The organism is Candidatus Thalassolituus haligoni, from assembly GCF_041222825.1.
GTDB classification, from domain to species: Bacteria; Pseudomonadota; Gammaproteobacteria; order Pseudomonadales; family Oceanobacteraceae; genus Oceanobacter; species Oceanobacter antarcticus.
This window is the reverse complement of the sequence record NZ_CP139482.1, coordinates 1,724,538-1,738,398: the sequence shown is the minus strand read 5'-3', so window position 1 is coordinate 1,738,398 and position 13,861 is coordinate 1,724,538. Positions and strand designations below refer to the sequence as shown.

General features: G+C 51.9%; 12 protein-coding genes and 1 tRNA gene. 1 reads left to right on the top strand and 12 read right to left on the bottom strand.

What is annotated here, in order from left to right; translation table 11 throughout:
• Positions 1 to 48: 48 nt before the first annotated feature.
• From SOJ49_RS07820 to thrS, 11 genes are all read right to left on the bottom strand, one after another.
• On the bottom strand, positions 49 to 1,836 hold the full coding sequence (locus SOJ49_RS07820) for a hypothetical protein (protein ID WP_369857667.1): 1,788 nt from the start codon (positions 1,834 to 1,836) through the stop codon (positions 49 to 51).
• A 490-nt stretch (positions 1,837 to 2,326) separates the two neighbouring features.
• A complete protein-coding gene (locus SOJ49_RS07815; protein ID WP_369857666.1) occupies positions 2,327 to 3,652 on the bottom strand; it encodes a methyl-accepting chemotaxis protein in 1,326 nt (441 codons plus the stop codon).
• A gap of 378 nt (positions 3,653 to 4,030) precedes the next feature.
• Positions 4,031 to 4,107 (bottom strand) — tRNA-Pro (locus SOJ49_RS07810).
• 69 nt (positions 4,108 to 4,176) lie between these two features.
• Positions 4,177 to 4,536, bottom strand: coding sequence for a MerR family transcriptional regulator (locus SOJ49_RS07805; RefSeq protein ID WP_369857665.1), 360 nt, complete (start codon positions 4,534 to 4,536; stop codon positions 4,177 to 4,179).
• On the bottom strand, positions 4,514 to 4,819 hold the full coding sequence (gene ihfA, locus SOJ49_RS07800; protein WP_369857664.1) for an integration host factor subunit alpha: 306 nt from the start codon (positions 4,817 to 4,819) through the stop codon (positions 4,514 to 4,516). The genes SOJ49_RS07805 and ihfA overlap by 23 nt, the downstream gene beginning before the upstream one ends.
• A 1-nt stretch (position 4,820) precedes the next feature.
• A complete protein-coding gene (gene pheT / locus SOJ49_RS07795) occupies positions 4,821 to 7,211 on the bottom strand; it encodes a phenylalanine--tRNA ligase subunit beta (RefSeq protein WP_369857663.1) in 2,391 nt (796 codons plus the stop codon).
• Positions 7,212 to 7,237: 26 nt separating this feature from the next.
• Complete coding sequence (pheS, locus tag SOJ49_RS07790; protein WP_369858051.1) at positions 7,238 to 8,242, bottom strand: phenylalanine--tRNA ligase subunit alpha; 1,005 nt, start codon at positions 8,240 to 8,242, stop codon at positions 7,238 to 7,240.
• 168 nt (positions 8,243 to 8,410) lie between these two features.
• Positions 8,411 to 8,764 carry a 50S ribosomal protein L20 gene (rplT, locus tag SOJ49_RS07785; protein ID WP_303433717.1) on the bottom strand — a complete coding sequence of 118 codons (354 nt, stop codon included), beginning with the start codon at positions 8,762 to 8,764 and terminating at the stop codon, positions 8,411 to 8,413.
• A gap of 16 nt (positions 8,765 to 8,780) precedes the next feature.
• Entirely contained in the window at positions 8,781 to 8,975 is a 195-nt protein-coding gene (gene rpmI / locus SOJ49_RS07780; protein ID WP_303433719.1) for a 50S ribosomal protein L35, read from the bottom strand.
• A 168-nt stretch (positions 8,976 to 9,143) separates the two neighbouring features.
• Positions 9,144 to 9,686 carry a translation initiation factor IF-3 gene (infC, locus tag SOJ49_RS07775; RefSeq protein ID WP_369858050.1) on the bottom strand — a complete coding sequence of 181 codons (543 nt, stop codon included), beginning with the start codon at positions 9,684 to 9,686 and terminating at the stop codon, positions 9,144 to 9,146.
• Between the two features lie 2 nt (positions 9,687 to 9,688).
• On the bottom strand, positions 9,689 to 11,620 hold the full coding sequence (thrS, locus tag SOJ49_RS07770) for a threonine--tRNA ligase (RefSeq protein WP_369857662.1): 1,932 nt from the start codon (positions 11,618 to 11,620) through the stop codon (positions 9,689 to 9,691).
• Positions 11,621 to 12,046: 426 nt separating this feature from the next.
• Here thrS and SOJ49_RS07765 point away from each other — a divergent pair, with 426 nt between their 5' ends.
• Positions 12,047 to 13,081 carry a helix-turn-helix domain-containing protein gene (locus SOJ49_RS07765; protein WP_369857661.1) on the top strand — a complete coding sequence of 345 codons (1,035 nt, stop codon included), beginning with the start codon at positions 12,047 to 12,049 and terminating at the stop codon, positions 13,079 to 13,081.
• Here SOJ49_RS07765 and SOJ49_RS07760 read toward each other — a convergent pair.
• Positions 13,009 to 13,839, bottom strand: a complete 831-nt coding sequence (locus SOJ49_RS07760) for a hypothetical protein (protein ID WP_369857660.1) — start codon at positions 13,837 to 13,839, stop codon at positions 13,009 to 13,011. The genes SOJ49_RS07765 and SOJ49_RS07760 overlap by 73 nt on opposite strands.
• Positions 13,840 to 13,861 lie beyond the last annotated feature (22 nt).

Below are 13,861 nucleotides of genomic sequence, written 5' to 3'. Positions count from 1 at the left end.
TCCTCGTTCCTTTAGAGTGTTTGGGATTCGAAAGTCCTGACCCGCGGCTCAACTGCGGGCAACTTGGCTGACACGACGCTTGAGCGTTGCAGCCAGAGCCAGAAACACCAGCAAGACAGCAAAAGAAAACGCCCCGCCCTTGCGATCCCCGGAGGTCTCGCTGACATTTGCTGCGTTTTCGTTTTCTTCACTGTCGGGTGTGGGTTGCCAGGTACCTGGTGGCGTAATCACGGGTTCCTCTACGACGGCGGAGTCCGGGTCTGAAATAACCGGACTGAGGTCAGGCCATTGCAACCTCAGGTCGTAGTGGTACTGGCGATTGGCTGGCAGCACGGGTACACGATCCTGATCAACCGTCGCAAAGACGTTGACCGGCTCTCCCAACACAGCGTCTCTGCCCAGATAAAAGGATTGTTCTGATACGGTGCGCTGATAAGCCTTGTTGAGGGCCAGCGCACGTTCGGTAGAAGGGATTAACAGCGTATAGACGTCGGCCTGGCCAACCGCCCTTGAGTTAACGGAGCCATCGCCGTTAAACCAGCGTTGGGTCATCTCACCGTTCTGGCGAAACTCGTCGCCCCCGCCCACACGTTCCAGGTAGGTCGCAATTTCACCGATTTTCTCACCATAGTTGGGGGCGTCTTCCATGCCCTTGAGGTTGATATAACCCCAACCTGCGGCACCGGTGACTTTGCGTGGAAAGGCCAGCGTGCTGTCGATATGGGTGCCAATCGTGGTATGGCAGCCCATACAGAAAAAGTTTTCTTCGTAGTTCTGCAGTCTGAGATCACCCGACTCGTCTTCGATCCAGCCCTGAATCTGCCACCCCAGCTTGTTATTCATACCCGCCTGGGGAGCAGGTTTTGCCCAGGAATAATGCGGCAGTTTTTCTTCCGCCTTTTCGCGCTGCTCCTGGTTGAAGACATAACGCAAGGCCACTTCCGAAAGCGTGCGATATTTGCGGCTATAGCGCAGTTCTTTCAAGCGACGTGATGGCGCTATCGAACCGTCGCCGCTGACATCGAGATAACGAACGGTATGGATAAACTCGGTACCAACAGGGTACTGCTGACGTTCGACGATCTTATCGGCAGCAGCTCCCAGATACTGATCACGTCGGAGCATCCGCACTGCAGTGCCCAATAAGTTGTCACCATCAAGATCAAGGCCAATCAGGGATTCATTCGTGACCGGAATGGAGATGCTATCAAGATCCTTGATCGCCATTTCCACCAAGGACAAATTCAGCAGATAAAGTGCACGATTTTCATTTCCCCCGGTGTCCTGCCGGAACGCCAGTGGCAGACGAATAATCACATCATCAAAATTGCCGTTGGTCGGCCAGAAGGTACTGGGCAAGGGTTTATAGTTGAACGCCACCCAACCTGAACCATCGCGGGCAAAGCCCTGATCATCGAAGGCGACACCGGGATCAGCAAGACCCGTAAGATCCGGCGTATAGCCCGCAACAGCGGTGTTCATCAGCGCGCTGTAATTGTCCTGACGCACATATTCAAGAATGCTGTCATCCGTAACGCTGGCTATTTCTGCCAGCCGGGGCTGGAACAGGTTTTCCCAGTGGTTGGTTGCACCAATGACAGAAAAGCTGTAATCACCCTGAATATCGGCATCATCCATATAGTTGATGCGCGTTCCTTGCGGATGGCTCTGGTGACAGATGTAGCAGGGATTATATTTGCCAGCCGTTTGGGTATAGCACTGCGGCGGGATAACGGCTTCGTGGTTATACATGGTCTCGGCATGGGCCGACCAAGACCCAGCCGCCAGCGCACCCCATAGCAGACGCTGCAGTTGTTGCTGCCATGTACCCAACACCTTGTTTACCACAATAAAAGCCCTGCTGCGCCCGTTGCCCACCGGTCGTCAACAGACGAATATTTTGACGTTGCGTGACAAAGCACCACACAAGTTTCCAGAAATTGACCGGGAGGTGCACTGTGAAGGTGCAAGATGAAAGATTCGTGTTATTTACATTTCACTCAGGTTAAAATTTATATTCCTATCAATAATAGCTATTACGATTGCTTGTTTATTCTTTATTTGGCATAAACATGAGCCGCTCAAACACCCACTACAGCACGCTTCGTAAAAACGCTTATATGCTTTATCGAATCACGCCTGTGCTGGAAATCGGAGGTTGTTGGCGGAGAGTCCATCGAGGGGGGCAACCAGCGGGGAGCAGAAATCCCGCCAGGAAATGAATACATAAAAGTACGCTTGAAAGCGGTGCTCGGTCATCAACAGGCCGAGCCAGGTGATCGGCGATTAGATCAAGATAGTGACGAGGATAAAATACAACGAGTCATCAGCCCTTGCCACGCAAGGCATCCGCAAACACGCTGACCGCCTTGACCGCTTCACGTGAACCATCACGAATGCGCACAATCACGTTCCCGGCTTGCAGAGCCAGATCAACCCCGCGCTGCGCCTGCTCCTGACAGAGGCTCATACGCTGAATGGAATCATCCGTACCACTTTGTATTTTTTCGATCATGGCGGAAATCTCCTGAGTAGACTGGGCAGTGCGCCCTGCCAGCGAACGGACTTCATCGGCAACAACCGCAAATCCCCGACCCTGATCTCCAGCCCGTGCCGCTTCAATGGCGGCATTTAATGCCAGCAAGTTGGTCTGGTCGGCGATGCCGCGAATGGTGTTGACGATGGTGGTAATCTGTTCAGACTGACGACCCAGCTTTGAAATGGTGTCGGCAGAGCTGCTGACGGTTTCAGCAATACGTTGCATTTCTGTAGCGGCATTCTGGATGATTTCGGTACCGGAAATAGCGGTTTGTTCTGTTTCCGCAGCGATGTCATAGGCGCGTAAAGCGCTGTTCGCTTCCTCACGATTTTGTTCCACATTGGAAGTAATATCCGTAGCAATCTTAATGATCTTGTAGAGTTTTTTATCAAGATCAAATACGGGATTGTAAGACGCCTCCAGCCAAACGTTATCCCCGTTACTATTACGCCGCAAAAACTGACCGCGCAGATATTTTCCGCCATTAAGATCGCGCCACATGCTCTGATATTCGTGACTGTTGGCGTAGTCATTACTGCAAAACATACGATGATGCTTACCCTTAATATCCTCCAACCGATAACCCATGGTTTTCAGGAAATTATCATTAGCCTTTATAATCGTACCATCCGGGTTGAACTCAATGACCGCAGCCGAGCGACTTAATGCGGTAAGTCGGCTTTCCATGTCGTTGTAGTCATTTATTTTATCGGTAATATCCGACGCGATTTTGATAACACTGGTGACCTTACCCATTGCGTCCCGCACCGGATTGTAGCTGGCTTGCAGCCAGATTTTGTTGCCATCACGATCCTTGCGCCGAAAAGAACCCCGCTTGAATTCTCCACCTGCCAGGTCACTCCAGAATTGACGGTACTCAGTGGAATTGGCAAAGCTGTCCTCACAAAAAATCCGATGGTGCTTACCGATAATTTCATCCAATTGGTAACCGGTAACTTCCAGGAAATTGCTGTTGGCATCAATGATGGCACCATCCATATTGAATTCGATCACTGCCATGGAGTTATTCATGGCTGCCACGATCGCTTCGTTGTGATGCAAGGCAGGATCAGTAACCGCCGACCGGGCAATAGATGAGCGCGAAAACCACATATTATAATTCCTGCCAGTTATGTAAAAAGCTTCTTACAAGGATAGTTCTGACCGGCGGGTTGTCAGGTGCAAGACCTAAAAATAGGCATCTGTGGCAGGAATGACATGACCGATAGCGGATTGATTTACCCAGACCAAACCTGACGGTTCGCCGCAATGGCGGATGTTAGGTGACAGATCACGAACACAAAACCAGTCGCCATAAGACCAAAAAATGCAGGCCATCTATGATCACAAGCCAGCTCAAACGAAGGCCACACGATAGAAAACTGTACGGATGTACAACTGTATATTAGGCGAGATATTAGGTTTAAATTAGGCGAGGGCTAAAACCGGATGGGGCCGATTTTATAACTTATTGAGAAGTAAGGAGAAATTTGGTCGGGACGGAGTGATTCGAACACTCGACCCCTTGCACCCCATGCAAGTGCGCTACCAGGCTGCGCTACGCCCCGACACTCTGAAACAGAGGCTGTTCCAGAAGTCACGCATTATACTCAAGTAGTTGATAGATGGAAGTTTTTTTACCGTTCGGCCAGCAAGGACTCTACTTCTTTAAGATCGGCAATCATGGATTTGATCAGTGCCTGATCCATCGCCGCCGCATTCTGGTTATCACCATCTTCCAGCCGCTGGCGAGCGCCCTGAATGGTGTAACCTTCGCCATATAGCAATGCACGAATCTCGCGCACCAGAATCACGTCCTGGCGTTGATAATAACGGCGATTGCCACGACGTTTTACCGGGCTGAGCTGTGGGAACTCCTGTTCCCAGTAGCGCAACACATGGGGTTTGACATCGCAAAGATCACTGACTTCTCCAATCGCAAAGTAACGCTTTGCAGGGATTGGCGGCAGTTCATTATTGTGGCTGGGTTCCAGCATAAGCTTCTACTCGAACCTTCAGTTTCTGGCCGGGTTTGAAGGTAACAACGCGGCGAGCAGAGATGGGAATCTCCTCGCCGGTTTTTGGATTACGCCCAGGGCGCTGGCTCTTGTCGCGCAGGTCGAAGTTACCGAAACCGGATAACTTGACCTGCTCGTTTCGGCGCAGGCTGTCACGGATCTCATCAAAAAACAGATCAACCATGTCCTTCGCCTCACGCTTGTTAAGACCAAGTTCCTCGAACAGTTTTTCTGCCAGTTCGGCTTTGGTCAAGGCAGCCATGCTAACCCCTCAGCGTTGCTCCAAGTGTTTGCTCCAATTGTGACAAGACGGCATCAACCGAATCGTTCACTTCTTGGTCAGTAAGAGTGCGCGAAGGATGTTGCCAGGTCAAGCCCAGGGCAAGACTTTTTCTATCTGGATCAATGCCTTTGCCCTCATAAACGTCAAACAGGTTGAACTTTGTGAGGTATTTCCCGGCATGACTGCATATCTGTTCCAGTACGTCATCAACCGCCACATCCTTAGCCACAACCAGCGCCAGATCCCGACGCATCTCCGGAAATTTTGACAGCTCGGCAAAGCCTGGAATAGCGGTTTCACGCACAGTATTCAGATCCAGTTGAACCAGATACAAAGGCTGCCGGATACCCAGCGGTTTCTGCAGGCTTGGATGCAGTGCACCCATAATACCTACCGCTTGCCATTGGCCGTTTTCGCTGCATTTTTCGATGGCTGCGCTCTGGCCCGGATGCAATGCCGGATGCTTAACCGTAACAAAGCGGTAGGAATCACGTTGGCCGGTACGGGCTAACAGAGATTCCACATCTCCTTTGACATCAAAGAAATCAATCTCAGCATCAGCATCACCCCAGGACTGAGATAAGCGTGTACCTGTCGCAGCAAAGGCTAAGGTCGGAATCTGCTCCAGCCTGTCACCTTGCGGCACAAAGCGTAACCCGGTTTCAAATAAACGCACCCGTGACTGCTGACGTTTGAGGTTGTAACTCACCGCCTGAACCAGTCCGGCCAGAAGATCAGTACGCATCACCGACATGTCGCTGGAGATCGGATTCAGCAGCGCAATCGGCGTATGATCCGGGTCCATGGTTTTTTGTAACTGAGGCTCAACAAAGCTGTAGGTGATCGCTTCCTGATAGCCACGGGCCACCAGATGGCGACGCAGATCCCCGATCGCCAGGCGATTTTCAGGAACACGGGCCAGCGGCGAAGCAGCCTTTGGCAAGCTCACAGGCAAGTTTTCATAGCCATAAATGCGCGCCAGCTCTTCAATCAGATCCGGTTCAATGGCGATATCAAAACGATAACCCGGTGCGGTGACCTGCCAGCCATCTTCCACAGAGGTAAGAACCATGCCTAAACGGGTCAGAATATCTTCAACTTCGTCGTCCGCCAGTGCGATACCAAGAACAAGCTCAATACGCTTCCGGCGCAGATGAATATGAGCAATATCCGGAAGATTCTGCTCACTGACAACTTCCACTATCGGGCCAACCTGACCGCCACAGATATTCACTAACAGTCCACTGGCACGTTCCATAGCCTTAGCTGCCAGATTGTAATCCACTCCACGCTCAAAGCGGTGTGAGGAATCCGTATGCAAGCCGTAATGACGGGCACGTCCGGCAATCGACAGCGGGCTGAAAAAGGCTGCTTCCAGTAACAGATCCTGCGTCGTCTCCGACACCCCGGAATGCTCGCCTCCCATAATACCGGCGATAGCCAGTGGTTTTGAGTGGTCTGCGATCAGCAGAGTATCGTCTTTCAGTTCAACTTCCTGACCATCCAGCAACGTCAGCTTTTCACCCTGCTCTGCCATCCGCACACGGATGCCACCGTCAATCTTGGCCAGATCAAATGCATGCATTGGCTGACCCAGTTCAAGCAGTACAAAATTCGTCACATCAACCACAGGGTCAATAGAGCGGATACCGCCACGGCGTAATTTTTCCACCATCCATAACGGGGTTGCCGCCGTCAGGTTCACACCTTTAACAATACGGCCGAGATAGCGCGGACAGGCAGCAGAAGCCTGAACATCAATACTGGCTTTATCATCAATCACCGGAGCCACAGGCTCAACGACAGGATTGGTGACTGCTGCTTTGTTCAGTACGCCAACTTCACGGGCCAGACCTGCCATACTCAGACAATCGGCACGATTTGGTGTCAGGTCAACCTCAATGATGCTGTCATCAAGGTTCATATATTGACGGAAATCTTCACCAACCGGCGCATCCGCAGCCAGTTCCATCAATCCGTCGGAGCTTTCTGCCATGCCCAATTCTGCTTCGGCACACAACATACCGAGTGATTCAACACCGCGCAGCTTAGCTTTTTTGATTTTGAAATTTCCCGGAAGCACAGCACCAATTTTAGCGAAAGGAATCTTCAGTCCTTCCCGTACATTAGCCGCGCCACACACAACCTGAAAAATATCCGTACCATCAGACACCTGGCACAGACTCAGTTTATCGGCATCCGGATGCTGTTCACACTTAACGACTTCTCCAACCACGACGCCGGAAAATTCACCCGCAACGGCCTCAATACCATCAACTTCCAAACCAGCCATCGTTACCTGATGTGCCAGTTCTTCGGTGCTCACCTCAGGCTGCACCCATTCGCGTAACCATTGTTCGCTGAATTTCATGTTTAGCTAAATCCTGTAATGAGCGATTAACGGAACTGCTGTAAAAAGCGCAGGTCGTTTTCAAAGAATAAACGCAGGTCGTTAACGCCATAACGCAACATTGCCATGCGTTCCATTCCCATCCCAAAGGCAAAACCGGTGTATTCTTCCGGATCAATTCCCACATGGCGGAATACTTCCGGATGCACCATGCCGCAGCCGCCAATTTCCAGCCAGCCGCGCTTAGTGCCATTAGGAGTTTCGACTACCCACTCGATATCAATTTCTGCCGATGGCTCAGTAAACGGGAAATACGATGGCCGCAAACGCACCTTGATATCCTTCTCAAAAAAGGCGGCCATAAATTCCTGCAGAATGCCTTTCAGATCAGCAAAGCTGACGCCTTTATCAACCAGCAAACCTTCCATCTGATGAAACATAGGGGAATGGGTCTGATCGTAATCGCAGCGGTAAACACGACCGGGACAGATAATGCGCAACGGTGGCTGCTGGGCTTCCATGGTACGAACCTGAACCGGTGAGGTATGAGTACGCAGCAAACGACCGGCATCAAAATAAAAGGTGTCGTGCATGGCCCGCGCCGGATGATGCGACGGTATATTCAATGCCTCGAAATTATGAAATTCATCTTCAATTTCCGGCCCTTCCATCACCTGAAAGCCGGCACCGGCAAAGAATGATTCAATGCGTTCAATGGTGCGGGTTACCGGGTGCAGACTGCCTTCCTGCAGGCCACGGCCCGGCAGCGTAATATCGATAGTTTCAGATGCCAGTCTGGCATCCAGCGCAGCCGATTCCAGCGCCTGTTTGCGGCAGTTGATGGCGTCCTGAACCTGGTTCTTGGCTTCGTTAATCACTGCACCGATTTTGGGACGATCTTCCGGGGATACATTACCCAGATTTTTCATCAGGGAAGTGATTTCCCCTTTTTTACCCAGAAACTGAACTCGAACCTGATCCAGCGCGGCCACATCCTGCGCGTCGGATACAGCGGCCAGGGCTTGCTGAGTCAGGGCCTCAAGGTTTTCCATCGCTGATTCCATCGTTGTCTTGAATTTGGACAAAAAAATAGGGGAATCGCCTTGGCTCATCCCCTATTTCCGTTGCTTCAGACAGTGATAGATCTCACCGCAAGAAGCTGATTTTGGCGTTGCAGTTGCCAACCAGATAAATCCGGTTGGCAAGGCAAGCCAGAGAAATTACAGGCTGACTTTGGCTTTTTCAACCAGAGCCGCAAATGCTGCTTTCTCATTTACTGCCAGATCCGCCAGTACCTTACGGTCAATTTCAACAGAAGCTTTTTTCAGGCCATTGATGAATTTGCTGTAAGACAATCCGTTTTGACGGGCACCCGCATTGATACGGGCAATCCACAGTTGACGGAACTGACGCTTCCTTTGACGACGGTCACGGTATGCATACTGACCGGCTTTGATCACGGCTTGCTTGGCAACACGGAATACACGTGAACGTGCACCATAATAACCTTTAGCCAGCTTCAGAATTTTTTTGTGACGACGACGAGCGACTACACCACGTTTTACGCGAGCCATATTCTATCTCCTGGACTTAAAGGTTAGGCAACATGCGGATAACAAGCTTTTTATCTGAGGCATTAACCTGGTTCATGCCGCGCAGATGACGCTTACGCTTGGTGCTTTTTTTGGTCAGGATGTGGCTGCGGAACGCATTACGGTGTTTGAAGCCGTTGGCAGTCTTTTTAAAACGCTTGGCTGCTGCGCGCTTAGTTTTGATTTTAGGCATTTGGGTACTCCAATAGTAGTGGTGCGCACAGAAACTAAGACCCTGTACTACACCTGCCGTTACACCCGCTCTGGCCTCAAGGCACGGACGGGATCTGTTCAGTAGTCGGCAGAAAAACAGAAACCCCTGCGTTAGCCGGGGTTTCTGGATTTCGTTTGAAGAACCGGACTACTTCTTCTTGCCTGGTGCGATCACCATCACCATCTGGCGACCTTCCATCTTGGGATGTTGCTCAACAACACCCATCTCAGCCAGATCAGCCTCGACACGTCTCATCAGCTCCATACCGATATTCTGGTGGGCCATTTCACGGCCACGGAAGCGCAGGGAGACTTTCGCCTTGTCACCGCCTTCCAGGAAGCGCTTGAGGTTACGCAGTTTGATCTGGTAATCCCCTTCTTCAGTACCAGGGCGGAATTTCATTTCCTTGATCTGAACCTGGTGCTGCTTTTTCTTGGCTTCGGCTTTCTGCTTTTTCTCTTCGTAAAGCTTCTTGCCAAAGTCCATAACCTTACAAACAATCGGGTCACCGTCTGAGATCTGTACCAGATCCAGTTCGGATTCTTCCGCTATTTGCAGGGCTTCCTGGATGCTAACTACCCCGACCTGATTTCCATCGGCGCCGATCAGCCGGACTTCGGTTGCACGGATCTGATCGTTAACGGCAGCCCGATCGTCGTTGCGGCTGCCTCTTCTATTGTCGCGTCTGATATTCAGTTCTCCATTCCAAACCGCCCGCGCTGGGAAATAGCACTATCGAGGAGGGCTTGGAACGCGTCAATAGTCATTACGCCTAGATCATCTCCCTTACGAGTGCGCACAGCTACGGTGTTTGCTTCAACTTCTTTATCCCCTACCACAAGCAGGTAAGGTACCTTGTGCAAAGTGTGCTCACGGATTTTAAAGCCGATCTTCTCGTTTCTCAAGTCCGCATTCGCCCGATACCCCCTGGATTTGAGTGTTTTTGCCAAATTCTGACAATATTCACCCTGATTATCGGTAATATTCAGGACTGCCACCTGTTGCGGTGCCAGCCAAGGCGGCATTGCGCCCGCGTAATGTTCAATCAGGATTCCGACAAAACGTTCAAATGAGCCAAGAATGGCCCGGTGTAACATCACTGGGGTTTTGCGCTCGTTGTCTTCGTCCACATATTGTGCACCCAGACGCTCTGGCAACATGAAGTCGAGCTGAATGGTGCCACACTGCCATACCCGGCCAATGCAATCGCGTAGCGAGAATTCGATTTTCGGGCCGTAGAAGGCACCTTCGCCTGGCTGCAGTTCCCAATCCAGACCGGCTTCGTTCAGTGCGTCTTCCAGCGCGGCTTCAGCCTGATCCCACAGGGTTTCATCACCGATACGGCCTTCCGGGCGCGTCGACAGCTTCATTTCGACAACATCGAAACCAAAGTCCTTGTACACATCCAGTGTCAACTTGATGAAGTCGGCCGCTTCCTGACGAATCTGGCTTTCGGTGACAAAAATATGTGCGTCGTCCTGAGTAAAGCCGCGAACACGCATAATACCGTGCAAGGCACCCGAAGGTTCGTTACGGTGACAGGAACCAAACTCAGCCAGACGCAGTGGCAGGTCGCGGTAGCTCTTCAGACCCTGGTTAAACACCTGAATATGGCATGGGCAGTTCATCGGCTTGACGGCGTAAGAGCGCTTCTCTGACTCCGTAGTGAACATGGCGTCCTTGTAATGTTCCCAGTGACCGGATTTTTCCCACAGGGTACGATCCACCACTTGTGGCGTCTTGATTTCAAGGTAACCAGCGTCGTTCTGCACCTTGCGCATGTACTGTTCCAGTACCTGGTAAATGGTCCAACCATTCGGGTGCCAGAACACCATGCCCGGCGCTTCTTCCTGCAGATGGAACAAATCCAGTTGCTTGGCCAGTTTGCGGTGATCACGCTTTTCCGCTTCTTCCAGACGTGTGAGATATTCTTTCATCTCTTTCTTGTCGTTCCAGGCGGTGCCGTAAATACGCTGTAACTGCTTGTTGTTGGAGTCACCGCGCCAGTAGGCACCGGAAACACGCTGCAGCTTGAAAATACGCATCACACGAGTGTTCGGCACGTGGGGGCCAATACACATGTCGATATATTCTTCATGGTGATACAGACCAACAGCGGTTTCGCCCTTTTCGATCAGGCCATCTACAAGCTCAACCTTGTACTCTTCGCCACGATCCACAAACACCTGACGGGCCTGTTCTATCGGCGTTATTTCCTTGATCACCGGATAATCTTGCTTGACCAGTTCCTTGATACGCTTTTCGATGGCAGCAACGTCTTCCGGTGTAAATGGACGCTCATAGTCGATGTCGTAATAAAAACCGTTGTCGATCACCGGGCCGATAGCCATTTTGGCGGTTGGGTACAACTGCTTGACCGCGTGGCCAACCAGGTGGGCAAAGGAGTGACGGATCACTTCCAGGCCTTCCGCATCCCGACCGGTAATCAACGTAATATCAGCATCGTCGGTAATCAGTTCGCAGGCATCCACCAACGTGCCGTTGATACGGCCACAGACGGTAGCTTTTGCCAGGCCAGGGCCAATATCTTCGGCCACTTGCATCAGGGTTACCGGTTGCTCGAACGAGCGTTGAGAACCATCGGGGAGGGTAATAACAGGCATAGTATTTCCTTGGTCAGTGGTGGCCCCTACGACAGGCCACATGCAATCACAAAATTCAGGCGGAGTACTCTAACGTCACACTTGCGAGCTGTAAACCTGACAGCGCCCCCGGACAGTGCAAGATAATATTTCCGTAACATTAAAGTGCAAACGAAGGCCCGCAGAGTGCCGCCAGATACCTGTCCACGACAACTGGCATGCTGACTCAGAGAGAACTCCGCTCTCCCTGCCTCGCAGTTTCCCCTGACGATCTTCGCCACAGGCCGGAAAAGGCGACCCATAGCCCGGATTACTTCGCCTGATAGCGCCGATTCAGGGCAGCAATCATCCTCTGTTGCTGACAGACGGGTGTTATTAAGTGATGGTAAATTATGGCGCAGCTCTTGCTGCCCAGATCAGATACCTCTCAACCAGTGTGGCTTCTGCATGACAAGCGCCCTGCTCCATATTGAAAACACCGTCTGCGACGAAGTAAATTCCTTCGCCCACTCGCTTTCAGCCTGGCCGCAACAATACGATCAGGTTGTACCCGGGCATTTTCACGGTCGTTTACAAGATGTTCAGTTACCGTCTGTACGGCTGTTCAGGGAGACCATGAACCTGTCGGTTGCCCAGCATACTCGTACCCCGGAAGGGAAAATCAGCGTGCTGATTCCAATCTCGCTCGATGGTAACAAAACCTCGGATCAGGCACGCTGCGTCGCCAGTCATGGCGTTACCTTGCTGCCCTACCAGAATGATTTCTTTTTTGTTGGCCCGGCCAATACCGATTACATCGTCATCTCGCTCGATCAGCAGCAACTGAGCACGTTGCTGACCGAGGATGATATGAGCGAGCTGCTGTCGGCCCAGCGTAGTTACGAAGTACCGGTCAACACCCAACGTCTGACCGAATTACAAAACCAGGCAGAAACGCTGTTAAATCAGCTGCTCAAACTGCAATCTGGCACAGACGACTGCCATTTTGCTTTTCCAGACAGCGCCGAACTGATGCAGGTTGAAGAGCGCAAAGCCATCCGGCGAGCGGCTCTGGAGCAAGCAATTCAGCACCAGTTGATCGACATGACGCTGGATCTGTTTACTCCAGCGCAAAAAAGCAAACCCGCGATGCGGCCATTGGGTAACCACCACCACTATCTGGTACGCAGCTGTCATGAGTATGTGTTGTCGGAGCAGGGCGCAGACGACAGCGTACTGGATATCTGCAAAGCGCTGAACGTACCTCGACGAACGCTTAACTACAGTTTTGAACGGGTCGCAGGTTGCTCTCCGGCACAGTACCTGAGAGCCGTCAAATTGAACGCCGCCCGGCGGGAGCTGTTGTCCAGCGACTTGCCGATTGGCTCAGTCGCCGCCAACTACGGTTTTTATCATGGCGGTTATTTTGGTCAGGAATATCGTCGTCTGTTTGGTGAAACCCCGAGTGATACCCGATCAGGACGCAGGCAACGCAGGCTCTGACGCACCCCATCCGCAGCTTCAACTGGCGACGCCTGCACGCTGGGACGCTGCAGCATTCGGTTCATCAACCAGTAACTGAGCGCCCCGCTCAACAAAATGACACCCCCCAACCACTGATCAACGATGCTCGGTAACGACAACGGCAGCAGCTCCACGACAAGACTTCCCCCCGGATATTCCGTTACTGCGGTTGTCATACGGTACAGCAATGGACTCAGCAACATAGCCAGCCCCAGCCCTACCAGCGGCAACAGCATCACCAGACAGACCGTATGAGAATGTTGTTGCACTCGCTGTGGACTTGAACACAGCCACAAGCCACCCAATGCCATCGTCCATTTACCCATGGCATAAAACAACGGGCTGTCCATCAAGGGTTGATGCAGAACGGGCAGCATGCCGCCCCAGGCCAAGACACCGGCTATGCCCAATCCGAACCAGAACAGCAGTGACTGCCATTGCCCATCCTCCTGACTGTTACTGTCACGGGTATGGCTGCCCGCTGGGATACTGGCCTCCATAAAAGCCGCCAACCAGAGTATCGGCACCAGATGATGGACAACCACACTCTGCCAGCTGTGCAGCCAGATTGAATGACGCGCCAGCGTATCCAGCCAGGGATTCATTGCCACCAGAAACAACAATGCGGCCAACCAGAAGAGTGGCCGTTTCCAGCTACCAGACCGTCGAGCCACAAACGCGACAACCAGCAGAATCAACAGGATTTCAAGCCAGAACAGGCTGTTCAGTGCAAACATGGCTTTCTCCACTTGGCTTGCT